This window comes from Niveispirillum sp. KHB5.9, from assembly GCF_048066115.1.
Lineage (GTDB): Bacteria > Pseudomonadota > Alphaproteobacteria > Azospirillales > Azospirillaceae > Niveispirillum.
On sequence record NZ_JBLTYX010000012.1, the window covers coordinates 69,315 to 87,683 of the forward strand.

Sequence of the window (18,369 nt, forward strand, 5' to 3'; positions counted from 1 at the left end):
TCCCGGCGCATGCCTGGGCTCCGGAGAAGGTGCTATCGGAATAGATGCAATCTCGGATTTATTGGCGCGAAATATCGTGAAGGGGGATTGGGCATGACGCGGACCTTGATCTGCGCCCTGCTGGTGATGGGCACGCTGCTGGGCATGGCCGGGATCGACCTGATCCTGCCGGCCCTGCCTGTGCTGGCGACCTTGCCCGGCGGTGACGTGCCGCGGGCACAGCTGGTGATCGCCGCCTATGTGGCCGGCGCCATGGGCGGCATGCTGCTGTTCGGCACACTGGCCGCGCGGTTCGACCGCCGCCTGCTGCTGATGCTGGCCATTGCCGGCTTCGGTGTGCTGATGGGTCTGTCGGTGCTGGTCCAGGACCTGGACCAGTTGATCGCGCTGCGTTTCGGTCAGGGGCTGGTGGGATCGGCCCCCGCCGTCTTCGCGCCGGGCATCATCCGCCGCCTGTTTGACGAGGTCGGGGCCATGCGCGCGCTTGCCCTGTTGGGCTCGATCGAAGCCATCGCACCGGGTGCGGCCCCCTTGGCCGGGGCCGCGCTGATCGCCTGGGCCGGGTGGCAGGCGCCGTTCCTGGTGGTGGCGCTGGCGTCGCTGATCGTACTGACCTGTCTGGGTGCGGGTCTGCGTATCCTGCCCGGCGGGCGGGTGGAAAAGCGGCGGGAAGGATCGTATCTGCGGCTGCTGCGCGATCCCGTCTTCCTGCGCTATGGCCTGTCGCATGGCGGTGTGCTGGGCGGGCTGCTGATCTTCGTGTTCGGGGCACCCGTCACCATCACCGTCGGCATGGGCGGAACCATGGGTGATTTCGTGGTGATGCAGGCCATCGGCGTCACCCTGTTCGCCATTGCCGCCAATCTGGCCGGCGGGCTGGCCAGGCGGTTCGGTGTGGAACGGATGATCTGGATCGGCACCGTCCTGGCTTTCCTGTCGGGCCTGCTGCTGCTTGCTTATGGCTGGACCGGCGGTGGGCCGGTCTGGGTGCTGTCGGTGCTGTTCGCACCGATGAATATCGGGCTGGGCCTGCGCGGCCCGCCGGGTTTCCTGCGCGCCATCATGGCGGGGCGCGGGGATGACGACCGCGCCTCGGCCCTGGTCATCCTGTTCATCACCGGCATTTCATCCGCCGGAACCGCGCTGCTGGCCCCGTTCATCACCCTGGGATTGCCGGCGCTGACCCTGGCCGTGGCGATCGTGCAGACGCTGGGGGTGGCGGCCTTGCTGCTGCCGCGTTTGCCTGATTGATCCGATGGGAGACAGCGTGTCCCATCGGTGGCCGGCGACTGCCGGCCCGCGCCCACGTGGGCGCGTAAGCCAAGCCGCCGGATGGCGGCGCCCGGCGCCTGAGGGCGCATCGAACTTGTATCCGGGGTGGCTTTGGCCCACCCTGGCGGGAAACCAAGACAGGAAGGCGGCATGGGTCCGGTTTTCGGGTTGCAGGGCAAGCTGGCCGACTGGCGGCGCGAGGGGTTCATCGATGCCGACCAGGCCGAACGCATCGCCGCGTTCGAGGCGGGGCGCGGCCGGCCGAAGCTGGCTTTGGCGCTGGCCGTGCTGGGGGCCTTCACCATCGGCGTCGGCATCATCGCCATCATCGCCGCCAACTGGGACGAGATCCCGATCAGCCTGCGCCTGGGCCTGCATGTGGCCGTCAATCTGGGTCTGGGCGGCACCATCTGGTATTGGGCACGACAGCATAGCCCCGATCTGGAGGCGCGCGTGGAAGGTGGGGTGCTGCTGCTATCGCTGTCCACCCTGGGCCTGATCGCCCATATCGGGCAGAGCTTCCAGTTGCAGGGCACGACGGCTGGCCTACTGGGCGGCTGGCTGCTGCTGGCCACCCCCTTCACCTGGGCCCTGGCGCGCGGCGGCCTGAACCGCTGGGTCTGGACCCTGGGCCTGTTCGGCTGGCTCCTGGCGACACTGGACGAGCATCACCATTGGCTGAATCGCCATCACTTGATGACAAGCTGCGTGGCGTTGTCCGCGGCGGCGTTTTACGCGTTGCGTGCCGCCTGCCCGCCGCTGCCGCCGGCCTGGGCCCGGTATTGCGGGCAGGTGTCGGTCGGGGCTGTGATCGCCGGCCTGACCATCATGCTGCTGATCGTGCAGCCCTTGCACGGCCACGCGGCATCGGCGGAAACGCAGATCGACGCGCTCATCGGTGCGGGTATCGGCCTGCTGGCCCTGGTGGCGGCGCACCTGCTGGTGCCGTCCGACCGGCGTGGCAGCTTGCGGATCGGGCTGGGCCTGGCCCTGGCTTTGGCGCCGCCGCTTTCCATCCTGCCGCTGCTGCTCTCCGGTGTCACCGGGGCCATCATCACCGGCGTGGCCTTCTGCCTCTACTGGATCGGGCTGGCACGGCTGGCGCTGATGGCGCATCAGACCAATTGGTTCCGTCTGGCCGTGGCGCTGATCGCCGTGCGGGTCTTCGTGGCCTATCTGGATGCGGCGGGCGGGCTGATGGCCACCGGCCTGGGGCTGGTGCTGGCGGGCCTGGTGCTGATCGCCCTGGCGTTCGGGGCCAGCCGGGTCATGTCCTGGGGCAAGGGGAGGGGGGCATGAGGAAATCCGCGCTGCTTGCTGCCCTGCTGCTGCTTCCCACCCTGGTCCTGGCCGGTTGGGCCCTGTGGCTGCCTGTTTCAAGCGCCGGTGATCCCGGCATGCGCATCCGCCTGCTGGGTTACGACCCGCGCGACCTGCTGCGCGGCCATTACCTGTCGGCCCGGCTGGACATCCATGGCTTGCCGCCCCGCCGCTATGGACCGGCCGATTGTATCTGTCTGGTCCCACGGCCGGAACAGCCCGATCGTCCCGGCTTCACCCCCTTGCCCTCCTGCCAGGCCGAGGTGCTGAAATCCTGCCCCATGCCGCTTTCCGATCCCGGACGCGAGGTCCGGCTCTACCAGTCGAAGGAAAGGGCCAAGGAGCTGGAGACCATGCTGGCGCAGGGAAAGTGGATCGTGAATGTGGATGTGCGCTTCGACGGCCAAGGTGGCATCGCCCTCAAGGACATGCGCGCCGCCGGTATTGTCGAGCCCCCGAAAGGCCCCTGAGATCATCACAAGGAAAATGCCATGGCGCGTGAAGGACGTCTGATCCGGGTCGAGGTGGCCCTGACCCACCTGGACGGGTTCATCGAATATTTCGGCCATAACCTGCGCCACAGCCGGGAGGAACCGGGCTGCATCCAGTTCCGCGCGGCGCGGAGCCGGTCGGAGGAGAAGGAAGGCGGCCCCGCCATCTTCCATGTCTGGGAGGAATTCGTGGATGAGGCGGCGATGCGCGCCCACCACGCGTCGGCCCATTTCCAGCATTGGAGCCAGTGGCGGGCCGAGCAGGGTGACGCCGTGGTGCGGGTGGGACTGGAGACGGAGCCGTGGGAGTAAGCCAAGACCCCTGTCACCCCAGCATCAGATAGCCATTGCCCGCAGACACGCCGGTCACGCTCATAATGCTGTTGGGTGAGACATTGGCCAGCGTGACGCTGGCATCGACGGTGCCGTCACCGGTCAGGTCGATATGCCAGGTCGCCCCCTTGTACCCGACGGCGCCGTCAATGACGGTGCTCACGATCCGGCTGGTGCCCGCCACCCAGCCCCAGATCGCCACCGTCTCGTCGGAGGCGGTATTGAAATCGGTGATGGTGCTCCACACCGTCCGGCCCGCTCCGCCATCGGCATTGCGGCCATCGATGAAGAAATTATCGGTTCCCGCGCCACCGCTCAGGAAATTCGACCCGGCACCGCCATCCAGGATGTCGTTGCCGGTACCGCCGTCAATGGCGTCGTTACCATTGCCTGAATTGATGAAATCATTGCCGGTCGTGCCGATGATAACATCATCGGACTGGTCGGTGATCAGCACCCATTGCAGACCGAACGAACCATCCGCGATCTGGGGCGTCACGATCCGGCCCTGGGCCAGCATCTGTTGCGCGGGGTCGCGGATAGCGCTTGCATCCCCTGCCGTATTGGCGGCCAGGATGCTGAGATCGATGTCCCGCCGCGTTTCGGCCGCCAGGGCCGTTCCCAACGTATCGAGCGAGACCACGCCCTGGTAGGCGGCTTGTTTCCGGATCAGCGACCCGAACGCGGCGTCGTTCCAGACCACGTCGGTCAGAAAGGACATGCTCCAGTTCTCGATCCGGTTTTCGGCCGATTGCCAGTCGATGAACAGCATGCCGCCCCCGGTCCGGCTGTCCATCATGATCAGGTGGCGGCCATCCAGTTCAGCGATATAGTTCACGCCCCGCAGGAAGCCGCTGTCGCTGAAACTGTCATTGGCGCTGGCCCCGGCATCGAGGACGAAATTCAGACCGCTCAGGGCGGCGGTGATGACATACCGGTCCGCCCCCTTGCCACCCGACAGCAGCACACCCTCGAAGCCGCTGCCCAGCATTAGAAAATCCGCCCCGTCCAGGCCAAAGATACGCTGATATTCACTGAGCGGGGAGAGGGTGTCGTTACCGGCGCTGCCAAACAAATCCACGATCAGGTCTCCGGTCTTGGTGCCGGGCGGCACCCGGGCACGCGACGGGGCCGGCCATTGCCCGGTCGCACCACATTATGCGGTGCGTGCGCGATATCCGGTTATGAACGGCTTCACAGCGGCGAGAGGGGGATACGCCCTCGTCCCCTCAATTATAACTCTCGCGATCATCCGCGCTGCGGGCCAGCACCTCGCGTTTGCCGGCATGGTTGGCCTTGCTGATCACGCCTTCCTTCTCCATCCGCTCGATCAGGCGGGCGGCGGAGTTGTAGCCGATGCGCAGATGGCGCTGGATGAAGCTGGTCGAGGCCTTGCCTTCCCGCGTCACCACGGCCACGGCCTGGTCGTACAGGTCGTCGCCCGATGCTTCGCCGCCCTTGTCGCCGCCGCCACCGCCGCCTTCGGACGATGACGGGTCGAACTCCTCATCCTCCTCCGTCACCGCGTCGATATAGGACGGCTCGCCCTGGGCCTTCAGGAACTTCACCGCCTGCTCCACCTCCTCGTCGCGCACGAAGGGGCCGTGGACGCGGGTGATGCGGCCGCCGCCGGCCATGTACAGCATGTCGCCCTGGCCCAGCAGCTGTTCGGCCCCCTGTTCACCCAGGATGGTGCGGCTGTCGATCTTGCTGGTCACCTGGAAGCTGATGCGGGTGGGGAAATTGGCCTTGATCGTGCCGGTGATCACGTCCACCGACGGGCGCTGCGTGGCCATGATCAGGTGGATGCCGGCGGCACGCGCCATCTGCGCCAGGCGCTGGATGGCGGCTTCGATATCCTTGCCGGCCACCAGCATCAGGTCCGCCATCTCGTCGACGATGACGACGATATAGGGCAGTTCCGTCAGGTCGATGGGCTGTTCCTCATAGATCGGCTTGCCCGTGTCGGGGTCGAAACCGGTCTGCACACGGCGCATCAGCACTTCGGCATTCTGCCGCGCCTCCTTCAGGCGCGCGTTGTAGCCATCGATATTGCGCACGCCCAGCTTGGACATGTTGCGATACCGGTCCTCCATCTCCCGCACCGCCCATTTCAGCGCCACGACGGCCTTCTTGGGGTCGGTCACCACAGGGGCCAGCAGGTGCGGAATGCCCTCATAGATGGACAGTTCCAGCATCTTGGGATCGACCATGATGAAGCGGCACTTGTCCGGCGGCATCCGGTACAGGATGGACAGGATCATGGTGTTGATGGCCACCGACTTGCCCGAACCGGTGGTGCCGGCGACCAGCAGGTGGGGCATGCGGGCCAGATCGGCGATGATCGGGGCGCCGCCGATATCCTTGCCCAGCACCAGGGCCAGCTTCTGCTGACTCTTCTCATAGGCGTCCGACATCAGCAGTTCGCGCAGATACACCGTCTCGCGCTTCTGGTTGGGCATTTCGATGCCGATGACATTGCGGCCGGGCACGACCGCCACGCGCACCGACACGGCGGACATCGACCGGGCGATATCGTCGGCCAGACCGATGACGCGGGCCGACTTCACGCCGGGTGCCGGTTCCAGCTCATAGAGCGTGACCACGGGGCCGGGGCTGACCTTGACGATCTGGCCACGGACGCCGAAATCCTCCAGCACGCTTTCCAGCATCTCGGCATTGCGCTGAAGCGACGCCTCGTCCATGGCCGGGCCCATGCCGTGCGGCGGCAATTGCAGGATGTCGACGGGCGGCAACTCGTAATCGCCGCGCGCCTCCGGCTCCAGCAGCAGATTGGCCTGGCGCGACTTCTCCACCTTGCGCGCCACCTCGGGCAGGGGCTTCGGCGCGGGTCCCACCACGGGCGGGGCATGGCGGCGGCGTTCCTCCACCGGCACCGGTGCCGCCGCCTCATCCGTGGGCAGGTCGTCATCGGCGGCGGGCGGCATGGTGCCGCCCAGGGTCGGGGCCATGCGCGGAGCGTTGGGCGCTGGTGCCGCGACGGGGGCGGCCTCCTTGCGCTTGGCGCGCAGGCGGGTGAACAGGGCACCCGCCTTGGCCCCCAGGGACGGCTTGTCGGCAGTGGCGGTCTCGGCCGGTGCGCTCCACCGGGTGGCATGCACAGGCGCGGGGGCCGGCGGCACCTCGTCCTCCTCATCCACCCTGGCGGCGGCAGTGCGCAGGCTGTTGGCGCGCTTGCCCAGGGTGCGGGCGAACTCCGTCACTTCCCACAGCCGCACATCCAGCGCCCACAGGCACAGGAACAGGGCCGGCACCAGCAGCACCAGCCCCATGACCAGCCCGGATACGCCGCCGGCCAGCGCCACCACCAGCTTCAGCAGCGGCTTGACCAGCATGGCGCCGGCGGGTCCGCCCCAGGCGGCATTGCCAGCGGCCAGGCAGACCATGGCCATGGCCATGACCAGCACGGCGGCCAGCGCCAGCGGCACGCGCAGCGCGATGTTGCGCACCGGGCGGTGCCGGAACACCCTGTACCCCCAGCCCAGCAGGAACAAAGGCAGCAGATAGGCGGCATAGCCCAGCGATTGCAGCAGCAGGTCCGACGTATAGGCACCGGTGCGGCCCAGCAGGTTGCCCACCGGGATATTGTCGCCCGGCACTGCCGTGCTCCAGGACGGATCGCGGCTGTCATAGGACAGGAAGGACAGCAGCAGGGCCAGGCCGAGCATCACCACGACCAGCCCCGCGCCCTCCACCAGCCGGCGCATGGCGAAGGCCATCATGCCGTCGGGCAGCAGGCGCGATTTGCGTGGGCCGGTGCCGCCCATGCCCCCCGCCATGCCGGATGCAGGCACGGGCCCGCGCGGCGCGGGGCGGCCGGGGGATGGGGTCTGTTGGGCGGGGCGGCTCGGCATGGAAGGGCTCGTCCGGTCAGCGGGAAAAGAAAGGGTCACGTCAGGATGCGGGCCAGCCGTTCCATCGACCGGGCCACATTGTCGGCATCCTGCACCAGTGCGATGCGGATATAATGGTCGCCGGGATTATGGCCATCGGCATGCGGCTGTGTCAGATAGGCGCCGGGCAGCACCTTGATGGCGCCCTCGCGCCACAGGCGCTTCGTCGCCTCCGCCCCGTTGGCGGCCACGCCGGTGACGTCCAGCCACAGGAAGAAGCCGGCATCGGGCCGGTAGAAGCCCAGCCTGCCATCCAGCACCGCCTGTGCGGCATCGACATTGGCGCGGTAATAGGCGCGGTTGATCGCGACATGCGCATCATCGGCCCACAAAGCCGTCGCCGCATCCAGCACGGGCAGCGGCATGCCGGCCAGCGAATAGGCGCGCAGCCGCGTGAAGCCCACGATCAGGTCAGGATCACCCACAACGAAGCCGGAACGAAGTCCGGCAGCACTGGATCGTTTCGAAAGCGAATGGAAGCTCAGCAGGTTGGATAGCGGCTTGTCGCCCCCCAGCGCCAGCGCCGCGTCCAGGCCACCGGCCGGCGGCGTGTCGTGCCACAGCTCGCCATAGCATTCATCGAACGCGATGGTGAATCCGTGGCGGCGGGCCAGCACCAGGGCGCGCTTCAGATAATCCAGGCTGGCCACGGCCCCCTGCGGATTGGCGGGGGTGCAGAGATAGAACAGGGCGGTGCGTTCCCACACTTCTTCCGGCACCGCATCCAGGTCGGGCAGGTACCCCGTCTCCTTCGTGCCGTCCAGGAACACGGGTTCCGCCCCCGCCATCACGGCGGCGCCCTGATAGACGGCGTAGAAAGGATTGGGGATCAGCACCACGGGGCGTCCGCCGGCCTTTTTCGCGGGCACGACAAGCTGGGCCAGCTGATACAGCGCCTCGCGCGTGCCGCAGACGGGCAGGATGGTCTTGTCGGCGTCGATGAACCCGTGGGGCAGGTCGAAGCGGCGGCCCAGCCAGCCGGCCACCGATGCCCGGAAGGCGGGCGTGCCGGCCGTGGGCGGGTATTTGGCCCAGGCGAGGGGCTGTGCTGCCGCCAGTGTATTGGTCAGGATCGGCGGCGGTTCGTTCTGCGGCTCGCCAATGGTCAGGATGCTGGGCGCGACATTGGCCTGCGGCGTGACATCGGCCAGAAGCGCATGCAGCCGCGGGAACGGATATTCGGACAGGTCGGAAAGCCGGTCACTGCGGCAGGGCGCCTGGACGGAATTGGCGGCGGCGTCGAACATCATGGCCCTTGGCGGCTGGCGAAGCATGGGTGCCGCCGAATTGTAGCCGCCGCTCCCGCCCGGCACAAGCAACCCATTCGGGGCGGCCAGCGGCGAAGAATCGCCTTGTTACAAGGGCTTGTGGATAAAGGCTGAGAAAAACGTTGAAAACTTACGTAAGCCCTTGATGCGAATCAGAAATTTTCCATGAACGAATCAAGAAAACCCGTTCGCGGAACCTTCCGCGAACGGGCCTGAACACCTGACAATGCCTGGGTTACAGCCGAAGCCTGAGGAACATTCCCCAGGCCGGCGACCGCCGGCCCGCGACCACGTGGCCGCGTAAGCCAAGCCCGCGGATGCGGGCGCCCGGCGCCTGAGGGAACAAACTTACAATGCGTCGCCGTTCTGTTCGCCGGTACGGATGCGCACGGTCTGCACGACGTCCAGCACGAAGATCTTGCCGTCGCCGATGCGGCCGGTATTGGCGGCCTTCTGGATGGCGTCGACGACACCGTCCACCAGCTCGTCCGTGACGGCCACTTCCACCTTCACCTTGGGCAGGAAGCTGACGGAATATTCAGCGCCGCGATAAATCTCGGTCTGGCCCTTCTGCCGGCCGAACCCCTTCACCTCCGAGACGGTCAGGCCCTGGATGCCAAGTCCCGTCAGGGCCTCGCGCACCTCGTCCAGCTTGAACGGCTTGATGATGGCCACGACGAGCTTCATTGCGCTCTCCCTTCCTCTGCATGGAAACAGAAACGACTACGGATGCCGGCGCCGGAGCGGGAAGCCCCGGCGCATCGCCATCCTAACTTACAAGAACCGTGCCGCGCGCCATTTCCTAAGGTGTACGCTGCGAAAAACCCGAACCGGGCCGATGATTGGTTAAGAATAGGCGCGCACATGGGCAGATGCTGATTAAAAATTGTGCAACCCCTGCGACGCGACGCCGTCTGGACAGGCGACAGGGGTTGCGCCAAGCTCTCCAACGCCCAAAAGAGCGGCCAAGTTCCAGGAAAACGCATCATGACCGTGCAGAATACCGACCATCAGGCCGATATCATCATCGTGGGCGGGGGCCTGTCCGGCCTGACGCTGGCCTGTGCGTTGGGGACGGCCGGTGTTTCCACCCTGGTCATCGACCGGGAGCCGGCGGAAGACACGTTGCAGCCGGAATTCGACGGGCGCACCACCGCCATCGCCTATGGCGCCGGCACGGTGCTGATGGGGGCCGGCGTCTGGGACCATCTGGACGGCAATGTCGGGCCGATGCTGGATATCCGCGTCACCGACCAGTCATCGCCCTTGTTCCTGCACTATGACCACCAGGAGGTCGGTGACCGGCCCTTCGGCTGGATCATCGAGAACCGGGTGATGCGCTTCGCGCTCTATCGCCGGCTGAAGCAACTGCCCTCGGTCACCCACCTGGCCCCGGCCACGGTCACCGGTATGGTGCGCGACGCGTCCGGCGTGCGCGTCACCCTGGCCGACGGGCGGACCGTCGCCGGCCGGCTGGTGGTGGGGGCCGACGGCAAGAAAAGCTTCTGCCGCGAGCATGCGGGCATCAGGCAGATCGCCTGGTCCTACAAGCAGCACGCCATCGTCTGCACCATCCGCCATGACGGCCCGCATGGCGGCGTGGCGGTGGAACAGTTCCTGCCCACCGGCCCCTTCGCCATGCTGCCGCTGGCCGGTGGTCACCATACCAGCATCGTCTGGACCGAGCCGTCGGACCGGGTCGATTTCTATATGGGCCTGCCGGAGGAAAGGTTCCGGGAGGAATTGCAGCTGCGCGTCGGCGACTGGCTGGGCGACGTGACGCCCGTGGCCGGGCGCTGGGCTTATCCGCTGGGCCTGGCCCATGCCGACCGCTATATCGACACCCGTCTGGCCCTGGTCAGCGAGAGCGCCCATGGCATGCATCCGATCGCCGGCCAGGGGCTGAATGTCGGCATCCGCGATCTCGCGGCTCTGGCGGAAGTGGTGGTGGATGCGCTGCGCGTGGGTCTGGACCCCGGTGCCGCCGATGTCCTGGAGCGCTATCAGCGCTGGCGCCGGGCCGACACGGTGACCCTGCTGGCCACCACCGATGCCCTGGTCCGACTGTTCAGCAACGATATCAAGCCGCTGGCCCATGCCCGCCGGCTGGGCATGGCGGCGATCAACAATCTGCCGCCGCTGAAGCCCGCCAAGAAATTCTTCATGCAGCATGCCATGGGCATTGTCGGCGAACTGCCGCGGCTGGTACGGGGCGAGGCGCTGTAGGCGTTCATCCCATCCCGTACCATCCGGCGTCGCGGGCGGCGTCCAGGCGCCCTGCGATGTGATCCCACAGGGCAGGGCACCCCGCCGCCACCGGCGGGCCGACACGACCCGCCACCTGTTCATGGCGCACGCCATTCTCCCGCCAGCTCTGGCCGTCATTGGCCAGGTTCAGCAGCACGGGGGCCGCCCGGTCCATGGCTTGGGCGAAACGTGCCTCCCGGCTTTCGCCCGCCTCGAACTCCCGCCACAGGTCCAGCAGGGGCGCGCCCTGTCCATCGGGCAGCAGCGACAGGATGCGGGAAGCCGCCTGCTCCTCCGCCGCCTTGCGCTCCACCCTGCCGGCTTCCACGAAGAACAACGTGTCGCCGGTGTCGATCTCCCCGATATCATGGACCAGCAGCATGTGGATAACCCGGTCCATGTCGGTGCCCGGCGGCGCATAGGGGGCCATGGACAAGGCCAGCATGGCCAGGTGCCAGCTATGCTCGGCCGAATTCTCGTACCTTTCCTGGCCCAGCGGCCTGACCTTGCGCGTCACCGCCTTCAGCCGGTCCAGTTCCAGCACGAATTCGACGATCCGCCCCACCTTGTCCATGTCATCACCCTTGCCCGAAAGGCCGGCAGGATAGGGGCGGACAGGGTGGGGGGAAACCGGCTATGGTTCCGCATATTCCGGACAATAATGTCCGCAATCGAGGAGTGCCATGGACTGGTTTGGCGGTATCCATCTGTTCATGCAGGCGGCTGAGGCACGCAGCTTCGTCGATGCCGGGCGCCTGTCGGGCGTATCGGCCTCGGCCGTGGGCAAGGCGGTGGCGCGACTGGAGGAACGGCTGGGCGTCCGCCTGTTCCACCGCTCCACCCGCAGCATCACCCTGACGCCTGAAGGCCGCCTGTTCCTGGACCATTGCCAGCGTATCCAGGCGGAAATGGCGGCGGTGGAGGCATCGCTGGCCGGTGCCGCCCCGCGCGGCCCCCTGCGTATCGGCATCCCGGCGGTGGCGGAGGCGGCGCTGCTGCCGATCCTGGCTGATTTCATGCGCACCTGGCCGGACATCCAACTAGAGATCGATGCCAGCGACCGGCTGGTCGATATCATCGAGGAAGGGTTCGATGCCGTCATCCGCACCGGCATCCCGGCCGATTCGCGGCTGATGAGCCGCAGTCTGGGCACCTTCCGTCACCGCATCCTGGCAGCCCCCGCCTATCTGGCCAGCCATGGCACGCCGCAAGTGCCGGAAGACCTGACCTTCCACGCCTGCCTGCATCACCGCCATCCCGGCACGGGCAAGCCGGAACCCTGGCCATTGTGGCGCGACGGCATGGATTTGCCCCTCGACCTGCCGGTCAGTGCCATTGCCGGCACCGCCCAGGCCCGTGCCTTCCTGGCGGCCGAAGGGCTGGGCATCGCCTGCGTGCCGCCATTTGCGGCCGGGCAGTATCTTAAGGATAGGCGGCTGGTGGAAGTGCTGGCGGAATTCGTGCGGCCAGTGGGGCTTTTCCACCTGCTTTGGCCGGCGGGCCGTCATCTTTCGCCGCGAATCCGCGCCTTCGTCGATCATATTGTCCCAAGGTTCGGAATATTGGGTGGTTGAAATCCCCACGGTTTTCCGCTTGTCATAGTCGTGGAAACATTGTGTGCTGGGTTGCATACCTTGGCATGCAAGAGGCCCGGTCAACGGGCGGATGGGAGGATGGGCATGCGGTGGCTGGTGGTGCTGCTGCTGTCATTGCTGGGACTGGTCCCGCCGGGTGCGCTGGCGGCGGAGGATGGTGTGCGCACCTACCGGGTGGAACACAATGCCTCGCCCGCCGGCCATAATGTCCGTTCCTTCTATCTGGACCTGATCGAACAGGTGCTGGCCGACACCAAGGCGGCGTTCGGCCCCGCCCGCCTGAACAAGGTGCCGGAGGATGTGCCCCAGGCCCGTCTGCTGGCGCAACTGGCGCATAACGAGTTGGACCTGCTCTGGACCACGACCAGCAGGCTGCGCGAGGGCATCGTCACCCCCATCCGCGTGCCGCTGGACATGGGGCTGACGGGGCAGCGCGCCCTGGTCATCCGCGCCGACCGCAAGGCCGAATTCGACAAGATCACCAAGCTGGAACAGCTGGCCCATCTGAGGGCCTGCCAGGGTGCCTATTGGCCCGACACGCCGGTGCTGCGCGCCGCCGGGCTGCGGGTGATGGAATTCGACTGGATCGACATGGCCTATCCCGGCCTGCATGACGGGCGCTGCGACTATCTTCCCCGCGCCATCAACGAGATCGACGGGGAGGTGGCGACCATGGGTGACAAGGGCGTCATCGTCTATGACAAGCTGCTGCTGGTCTATCCGCTGCCCATGTACCTGTTCGTGGCCCCCGGGCAGCCGGAACTGGCCAGGCGCATGGAGACGGGCCTGACCAGCATGGCCAAGGACGGCCGCCTGCGCCGCTTCATGGAAAAGCATCCGTCGACCGCGTCGATCTTTCCCCTGTCGCGGTTCCAGGGTGCCCGTGTCTTCAATCTGACCAATCCCGACCTGCCGGCCGCCACGCCGCTGGACGACAAGGACCTGTGGCTGGAGGTGACGCCGGACACCACCCGACCAAAGTCTTGATCCCAAAGGCGGATGTTGCGACCCTATCGGCGCCTTGGTACTGTTAACCATGGCGCAAAGCCACCACCCGGCAGCCGGCGACACCGGACAAGCACGGGGGCCAGACAGGGGAGGGATGGACGGATGCGGCGACCCGCGGCCAGTTTCAACCGCAACGCTGGGGAGGCCCGCCATGCGCGTGCGTAGCCCCCAGGATCTCGTGGGCGGCATCGCCCTCATCCTCTTGTCCATCCTGGCCTTCAGCCAGATCGGCGAATTGAAATTCGGCACGGCGTCCCGCATGGGGCCGGGCTATTTCCCCACCGTGCTGTCGGCCCTGACCGGCCTGATGGGTCTGGTCATCGCTGGCCGGTCGCTGGCACTGGACGGGCCGGACCGGGAAAGGCTGCATTGGCGCCAGGCCCTGCCCATCCTGGGGGCCATCCTAGCCTTCGGTCTGGCCATCCGGCCGCTGGGCCTGGTCATCGCCTCGGCCCTGCTGTTCGGCATCGCGGCGCTGGGGTCGCCGGACACGAAATGGCGTGAACTGCTGGTGGTGAGCGCCGCGCTGATCCTGTTCGCGGTCGGCCTTTTCGTGCTGGCCCTGGGCCTGCCCTTCCCCCTCTGGCCGAGGCTGTGATCCATGGACAATGTGTTTTCCAACCTGGCCATGGGGTTCGGCGCCGCGGCCACGCCCATCAATCTGGGCCTGTGCTTCATCGGCGCCCTGGTCGGCACGCTGATCGGCGTGCTGCCCGGCCTAGGCCCCATCGCCACCATCGCCATCCTGCTGCCCATCACCTTCTATCTGGACCCGCTGGGTGCCCTGATCATGCTGGCCGGCATCTATTATGGTGCCCAGTATGGCGGCAGCACCACGGCCATCCTGGTCAACATGCCGGGCGAGACCTCGTCGGTCGTCACCACGCTGGACGGGCACCAGATGGCGCGCAAGGGCCGCGCCGGTCCGGCGCTGGCCATCGCCGCCCTGGGGTCGTTCTTCGCCGGCTCCGTCGCCACCTTCGTGGTGGCCCTGTTCGGTCCGGTCCTGGCCGCCTTCGCCCAGAATTTCGGGCCGCCGGAATATTTCGCCCTGATGCTGGTGGGATTGGTGGGTGCCACCGTGCTGGCCAGCGGATCGGTGGTCAAGGCGGTGGCCATGATCATCGTCGGTCTGTTGCTGGGCTGCGTCGGGTCCGACCTGGAATCGGGTGAACAGCGCCTGACCTTCGGTATCTCGGAGATCGCGGAGGGCATCAATTTCACCACGCTGGCCGTGGGTCTGTTCGGCGTGGCGGAAATCCTGCGCAATCTGGAGAAGACCCAGGACCGTACCGTGCTGGGGGCCAAGATCACCGGCCTGATGCCGACCTGGGCCGATATCAAGCAGAGCTTCCCCGCCGTGCTGCGCGGCACCGGCATCGGTTCCATCCTGGGCATCCTGCCCGGCAATGGCGCGGTGCTGGCGCCCTATGCGTCCTATACCCTGGAAAAGAAGATTTCCAAGACGCCGTCCCGCTTCGGCAAGGGGGCGATCGAGGGCGTGGCCGGGCCGGAAAGTGCGAACAATGCCGGTGCCCAGACCAGCTTCATCCCGCTCTTGACCCTGGGCATCCCGCCCAATGCGGTGATGGCGATGATGGTCGGCGCCATGACCATCCAGGGCATCGTGCCCGGCCCGCAGGTGATGAACGAGAACCCGACCCTGTTCTGGGGCATGATCGCCAGCATGTGGATCGGCAACGCCATGCTGGTCATCATCAATCTGCCGTTGGTCGGTGTCTGGGTGCGCCTGCTGAAGGTGCCCTACCGCATCCTGTTTCCGGCGATCCTGATGTTCTGCTGCATCGGGGTCTATTCCATCAATTCATCGGGGGTGGAGGTGATGCTGGTCGCCCTGTTCGGGGGCATCGGCTATTTCCTGCTGAAACACGGGTTCGAACCGGCACCGCTGCTGCTGGCCTTCGTGCTGGGCCCGCTGATGGAGGAGAACCTGCGCCGGTCCTTCCTGATCGCGCGCGGCGATCCGATGATCTTCGTCTCGCGGCCGCTGTCGGCCACCCTGATCGCCATCGCCCTGGTCCTGGTCGCCATCGTGCTGCTGCCGTCCGTGCGCAAGCGGCGCGAGGAAGTGTTCCATGAGGAGGATTGATCCCTCCGCCTGCTGCCCGTCCCAAAATCACCAACGATAATCAGGAGAGGAACCATGCGCTTCGCATCCATCGCCGTTGCCGCCGCCCTGCTGGTCGGGGCCGGTACCGCCCAGGCCCAGACCTATCCGACCCGGCCCGTCACCATGGTGGTGCCGTTCGCCGCCGGCGGCCCGACCGACACCGTGGCCCGCCTCGTCGCCCAGTCGATGAGCAAGACGCTGGGCCAGCAGGTGATTGTGGAGAATGTCGGCGGGGCCGGCGGCACCATCGGTGCGGCGCGCGTGGCCAAGGCCGATCCCGACGGCTACACGATCCTGCTGCACCATATCGGCCAGGCGACCTCCGCCACGCTCTATCGCAAGCTGCCCTATGACGCGAAAGCCGATTTCGCGCCCGTGGGCTTGGTCACCGACGTGCCGATGACCATCGTCGCCAAGAAGGATTTCCCAGCCAAGGACCTGAAGGAACTGGTAGCCTATGTGAAGGCCAATCCGGACAAGGTGACCCTGGCCAATGCCGGCGTGGGCGCCGCCTCGCACCTGTGCGGCATGCTGTTCATGCAGGCGCTGGGCACGGCGCTGACCACTGTTCCGTACAAGGGCACGGGCCCGGCCATGAATGATCTGGTCGGCGGTCAGGTCGACCTGATGTGCGACCAGACCACCAACACCACCGGCCAGATCAAGGGCGGGGCGATCAAGGCCTATGCCGTGACCACCGCCACCCGCGTGCCGTCCCTGCCCGACCTGCCCACCACCAAGGAAGCGGGCCTGCCCGGCGTGCAGGTTGCCGTCTGGCACGGCATCTATGCCCCCAAGGGCACGCCGGACGCGGTGACGAAGAAGCTGTCCGACGCGCTGAAGGTGGCGCTGAAGGATGATGTGGTGAAGCAGCGCTTCAACGAGCTGGGCACCGAACCGGTGGCGGAGGAACGCGCCACGCCCAAGGTGCTGGGCGATTTCGTGGCGGCCGAGATCGACCGCTGGAAGCCGGTGATCACCGCCGCCGGGGTCTATGCGGATTGATGATAGCCCGGGATGGGGCGGGCGCCACCGCCCGCCCCATTCTCAATTGGATTGGCTTTCCAGGCGTGGGGCCTGGGGAACACCCGGCCCCGCCTGTGCCAGGTAACGGGCACAAAGGCCGGGAAATGCGGCGGCGACGGCGGGTGCCGCCGCCTTCAGCCGCCCGGCCAGATCCGGGTCCGCCGCCACCCTGGCGCCGGCATAGAAGAGCAGCGGTTCCGCGCGCAGCAGATGGAAGCCGCCGAACAGGCCGCGGTCGAATCCATAGCGCCGGATCTGCCATTCCAGGCCGAAATTGCCGCCAAGGCACCCATCCACCCGCCCCGCGGCCAGCATGGCCAATCCCTGGTGGATATCCTTCACCTCCACCAGGATCGTGCCCTCCGGCAGGCTTGTCGGTGCCGCACCGAAGCGCATATGGGCGACGCGCCTTCCCACGAAATCGGCCGCCCCCTTGGGGGTGAAATTCCGGGCCTTCATGATGCCGATATCCACCTGGCCCACCTCGACCAGGCCTATGGCCATTTCATCAAGCTGCCGATGCTGAAGGAAAAGCATCAGGTCGATCTGCCTTGATTGCAGGGCCTGCATCAATCTTGGTTGCGGTGCCGGCAGGACCGTGACGGCGATCCCGGCTTCGCGTGCCAGCAGCGCCACCAGATCATGCCCAAGCCCCGCTTCCTTGCCCGTCTGCATCACCCAGGGCTCCGACAGCAGGACGCCGCAGACCAGCGCCCCCGCCTGTGCGCGCCCAGCCATGACCATTGCCGGCAACCCGGCAAGCAGCGGCAGGAACTGGCGGCGGGTCGGGCAGGGTGGCATCGAAGCGGCTACTCCCCATATCCGTCCAGCACGACGGGCTCCCCGCCCAGCGCCCGCAGCATCTCCGCCACCGCGACCGTCGCCCGTTCCAGCAGGTCTGGATCGGTGGCGCGCAGCACCAGGGAGGTGGAAATCCTGCCCTGGCGGAAGGCCGGGTAGGACCCGATATCGACGGCGGGATAATCGGCGGCGATGGCGCACAACGCGTCGGCGAAACTGCCTTCCGGAATGGCCGATGCCACCGACTTGGTCCGCACCACCGGCCCGCCCACCAGCCGGTCGCCGATGCCGGTCAGCATGGCCTGCATGATCATCGGCACGCCGGCCATGACGAAGACATTGCCGATCTGGAATCCCGGTGCCGTGGAGACCGGATTGTCGATCAGGGTGGCCCCTTCCGGCGTGTTGGCCATGCGCAGCCGCGCCTCGTTCAGCATGCCGGTGCCGGCATAATGGATTTCCAGCCGGCGCACGGCTTCGGGATGGCGGATCAGGGGAACGCCGAAGGCCTTGGCGATGCATTCGGCCGTGATGTCGTCATGGGTCGGACCGATGCCGCCGGTGGTGAAGACATAGGTGTAGCGGGCGCGCAGCGCGTTGATCGCCGCCACGATCTCCGCCTCCTCGTCCGGGACCACGCGCGTCTCGCGGAAACGGATGCCCAGCACGCCCAGATGCCTGGCGATGAAGGCCAGGTTGGCATCCTGCGTGCGGCCGGACAGGATCTCGTTGCCGATGATCAGCAAGGCGGCCGTGGGGGCGGTATCGGTCATGCAGGGCTCCGGTTTCGGGCGCGGTCCCGATCGGAGGCGATGATGCGTCCGCTCCGAATGGGCAGGCCCTGTGCAACGCTATGCAACGTTTTTCACCGTTGCACCCGGAGTTGTCGCATATCCAACTCCGAATGCGCAGGGCCTGTGAAACGCCATGCGACGTTTTTTGCGGTCCGAACCGGAGCTGTCG

Annotated in this window: 17 protein-coding genes; 10 read left to right on the plus strand and 7 right to left on the minus strand. The window is 66.8% G+C overall.

Going from position 1 to position 18,369, the window contains the following annotated elements:
* Positions 1 to 93 precede the first annotated feature (93 nt).
* The 4 genes from ACM9HJ_RS19045 (at position 94) to ACM9HJ_RS19060 (ending at position 3,395) form a co-directional block, all read left to right on the plus strand.
* Positions 94 to 1,251, plus strand: coding sequence for an MFS transporter (locus ACM9HJ_RS19045; protein WP_416573344.1), 1,158 nt, complete (start codon positions 94 to 96; stop codon positions 1,249 to 1,251).
* A gap of 171 nt (positions 1,252 to 1,422) precedes the next feature.
* Positions 1,423 to 2,571 (plus strand): DUF2157 domain-containing protein, encoded by a 1,149-nt coding sequence (locus ACM9HJ_RS19050; RefSeq protein WP_416573345.1) that lies wholly within the window; start codon positions 1,423 to 1,425, stop codon positions 2,569 to 2,571.
* Complete coding sequence (locus ACM9HJ_RS19055; RefSeq protein WP_416573346.1) at positions 2,568 to 3,062, plus strand: hypothetical protein; 495 nt, start codon at positions 2,568 to 2,570, stop codon at positions 3,060 to 3,062. Before ACM9HJ_RS19050 ends, ACM9HJ_RS19055 begins: the two co-directional genes overlap by 4 nt.
* 21 nt (positions 3,063 to 3,083) lie before the next feature.
* The gene (locus ACM9HJ_RS19060) at positions 3,084 to 3,395 is read left to right on the plus strand and encodes a putative quinol monooxygenase (RefSeq protein ID WP_416573347.1); all 312 of its coding nucleotides are present in this window, start codon (positions 3,084 to 3,086) and stop codon (positions 3,393 to 3,395) included.
* Positions 3,396 to 3,408: 13 nt separating this feature from the next.
* Here ACM9HJ_RS19060 and ACM9HJ_RS19065 read toward each other — a convergent pair whose 3' ends face one another.
* From ACM9HJ_RS19065 to ACM9HJ_RS19080, 4 genes are all read right to left on the minus strand, one after another.
* A complete protein-coding gene (locus ACM9HJ_RS19065) occupies positions 3,409 to 4,497 on the minus strand; it encodes a calcium-binding protein (protein ID WP_416573348.1) in 1,089 nt (362 codons plus the stop codon).
* Between the two features lie 148 nt (positions 4,498 to 4,645).
* Positions 4,646 to 7,291, minus strand: coding sequence for a DNA translocase FtsK (locus ACM9HJ_RS19070; protein ID WP_416573349.1), 2,646 nt, complete (start codon positions 7,289 to 7,291; stop codon positions 4,646 to 4,648).
* Positions 7,292 to 7,326: 35 nt separating this feature from the next.
* Positions 7,327 to 8,604: an aminotransferase class I/II-fold pyridoxal phosphate-dependent enzyme gene (locus tag ACM9HJ_RS19075; protein WP_416573350.1), complete on the minus strand. Its 1,278-nt coding sequence runs from the start codon at positions 8,602 to 8,604 to the stop codon at positions 7,327 to 7,329.
* Positions 8,605 to 8,946: 342 nt separating this feature from the next.
* Complete coding sequence (locus tag ACM9HJ_RS19080; RefSeq protein ID WP_094452794.1) at positions 8,947 to 9,285, minus strand: P-II family nitrogen regulator; 339 nt, start codon at positions 9,283 to 9,285, stop codon at positions 8,947 to 8,949.
* Between the two features lie 300 nt (positions 9,286 to 9,585).
* Between ACM9HJ_RS19080 and ACM9HJ_RS19085 the strand changes: the two genes are divergently transcribed.
* On the plus strand, positions 9,586 to 10,824 hold the full coding sequence (locus ACM9HJ_RS19085; RefSeq protein ID WP_416573351.1) for a UbiH/UbiF/VisC/COQ6 family ubiquinone biosynthesis hydroxylase: 1,239 nt from the start codon (positions 9,586 to 9,588) through the stop codon (positions 10,822 to 10,824).
* Between the two features lie 4 nt (positions 10,825 to 10,828).
* On the opposite strand, the gene ACM9HJ_RS19090 is transcribed toward ACM9HJ_RS19085, so the two are convergent.
* Positions 10,829 to 11,419 (minus strand): HD domain-containing protein, encoded by a 591-nt coding sequence (locus tag ACM9HJ_RS19090; RefSeq protein WP_416573352.1) that lies wholly within the window; start codon positions 11,417 to 11,419, stop codon positions 10,829 to 10,831.
* A 109-nt stretch (positions 11,420 to 11,528) separates the two neighbouring features.
* Between ACM9HJ_RS19090 and ACM9HJ_RS19095 the strand changes: the two genes are divergently transcribed.
* The 5 genes from ACM9HJ_RS19095 to ACM9HJ_RS19115 all read left to right on the plus strand — a co-directional run bounded on the left by ACM9HJ_RS19095 (position 11,529) and on the right by ACM9HJ_RS19115 (position 16,584).
* Positions 11,529 to 12,419: a LysR family transcriptional regulator gene (locus tag ACM9HJ_RS19095; RefSeq protein WP_416573353.1), complete on the plus strand. Its 891-nt coding sequence runs from the start codon at positions 11,529 to 11,531 to the stop codon at positions 12,417 to 12,419.
* Positions 12,420 to 12,524: 105 nt separating this feature from the next.
* Entirely contained in the window at positions 12,525 to 13,427 is a 903-nt protein-coding gene (locus tag ACM9HJ_RS19100) for a hypothetical protein (RefSeq protein WP_416573354.1), read from the plus strand.
* 172 nt (positions 13,428 to 13,599) lie between these two features.
* A complete protein-coding gene (locus ACM9HJ_RS19105; protein WP_416573355.1) occupies positions 13,600 to 14,046 on the plus strand; it encodes a tripartite tricarboxylate transporter TctB family protein in 447 nt (148 codons plus the stop codon).
* Positions 14,047 to 14,049: 3 nt separating this feature from the next.
* Positions 14,050 to 15,558 carry a tripartite tricarboxylate transporter permease gene (locus ACM9HJ_RS19110; RefSeq protein WP_416573356.1) on the plus strand — a complete coding sequence of 503 codons (1,509 nt, stop codon included), beginning with the start codon at positions 14,050 to 14,052 and terminating at the stop codon, positions 15,556 to 15,558.
* A gap of 54 nt (positions 15,559 to 15,612) precedes the next feature.
* Entirely contained in the window at positions 15,613 to 16,584 is a 972-nt protein-coding gene (locus ACM9HJ_RS19115) for a tripartite tricarboxylate transporter substrate binding protein BugD (protein ID WP_416573357.1), read from the plus strand.
* 42 nt (positions 16,585 to 16,626) lie between these two features.
* Here ACM9HJ_RS19115 and ACM9HJ_RS19120 read toward each other — a convergent pair whose 3' ends face one another.
* Positions 16,627 to 17,406, minus strand: a complete 780-nt coding sequence (locus ACM9HJ_RS19120; RefSeq protein WP_416573358.1) for a substrate-binding periplasmic protein — start codon at positions 17,404 to 17,406, stop codon at positions 16,627 to 16,629.
* A gap of 8 nt (positions 17,407 to 17,414) precedes the next feature.
* Positions 17,415 to 18,179: a competence/damage-inducible protein A gene (locus ACM9HJ_RS19125; RefSeq protein ID WP_416573359.1), complete on the minus strand. Its 765-nt coding sequence runs from the start codon at positions 18,177 to 18,179 to the stop codon at positions 17,415 to 17,417.
* Positions 18,180 to 18,369: the final 190 nt, after the last annotated feature.

What these genes read in the sequence shown, in the direction of transcription:
- ACM9HJ_RS19105 (WP_416573355.1), top strand. Translation starts at nt 13,600, where the DNA reads ATGCGCGTGCGTAGCCCCCAGGATCTCGTGGGCGGCATCGCCCTCATC.
- ACM9HJ_RS19045 (WP_416573344.1), top strand. Translation starts at nt 94, where the DNA reads ATGACGCGGACCTTGATCTGCGCCCTGCTGGTGATGGGCACGCTGCTG.
- ACM9HJ_RS19090 (WP_416573352.1), bottom strand. Translation starts at nt 11,419, where the DNA reads ATGGACAAGGTGGGGCGGATCGTCGAATTCGTGCTGGAACTGGACCGG.
- ACM9HJ_RS19075 (WP_416573350.1), bottom strand. Translation starts at nt 8,604, where the DNA reads ATGCTTCGCCAGCCGCCAAGGGCCATGATGTTCGACGCCGCCGCCAAT.
- ACM9HJ_RS19085 (WP_416573351.1), top strand. Translation starts at nt 9,586, where the DNA reads ATGACCGTGCAGAATACCGACCATCAGGCCGATATCATCATCGTGGGC.
- ACM9HJ_RS19055 (WP_416573346.1), top strand. Translation starts at nt 2,568, where the DNA reads ATGAGGAAATCCGCGCTGCTTGCTGCCCTGCTGCTGCTTCCCACCCTG.
- ACM9HJ_RS19050 (WP_416573345.1), top strand. Translation starts at nt 1,423, where the DNA reads ATGGGTCCGGTTTTCGGGTTGCAGGGCAAGCTGGCCGACTGGCGGCGC.
- ACM9HJ_RS19060 (WP_416573347.1), top strand. Translation starts at nt 3,084, where the DNA reads ATGGCGCGTGAAGGACGTCTGATCCGGGTCGAGGTGGCCCTGACCCAC.
- ACM9HJ_RS19125 (WP_416573359.1), bottom strand. Translation starts at nt 18,179, where the DNA reads ATGACCGATACCGCCCCCACGGCCGCCTTGCTGATCATCGGCAACGAG.
- ACM9HJ_RS19120 (WP_416573358.1), bottom strand. Translation starts at nt 17,406, where the DNA reads ATGCCACCCTGCCCGACCCGCCGCCAGTTCCTGCCGCTGCTTGCCGGG.
- ACM9HJ_RS19100 (WP_416573354.1), top strand. Translation starts at nt 12,525, where the DNA reads ATGCGGTGGCTGGTGGTGCTGCTGCTGTCATTGCTGGGACTGGTCCCG.
- ACM9HJ_RS19095 (WP_416573353.1), top strand. Translation starts at nt 11,529, where the DNA reads ATGGACTGGTTTGGCGGTATCCATCTGTTCATGCAGGCGGCTGAGGCA.
- ACM9HJ_RS19080 (WP_094452794.1), bottom strand. Translation starts at nt 9,285, where the DNA reads ATGAAGCTCGTCGTGGCCATCATCAAGCCGTTCAAGCTGGACGAGGTG.
- ACM9HJ_RS19070 (WP_416573349.1), bottom strand. Translation starts at nt 7,291, where the DNA reads ATGCCGAGCCGCCCCGCCCAACAGACCCCATCCCCCGGCCGCCCCGCG.
- ACM9HJ_RS19115 (WP_416573357.1), top strand. Translation starts at nt 15,613, where the DNA reads ATGCGCTTCGCATCCATCGCCGTTGCCGCCGCCCTGCTGGTCGGGGCC.
- ACM9HJ_RS19110 (WP_416573356.1), top strand. Translation starts at nt 14,050, where the DNA reads ATGGACAATGTGTTTTCCAACCTGGCCATGGGGTTCGGCGCCGCGGCC.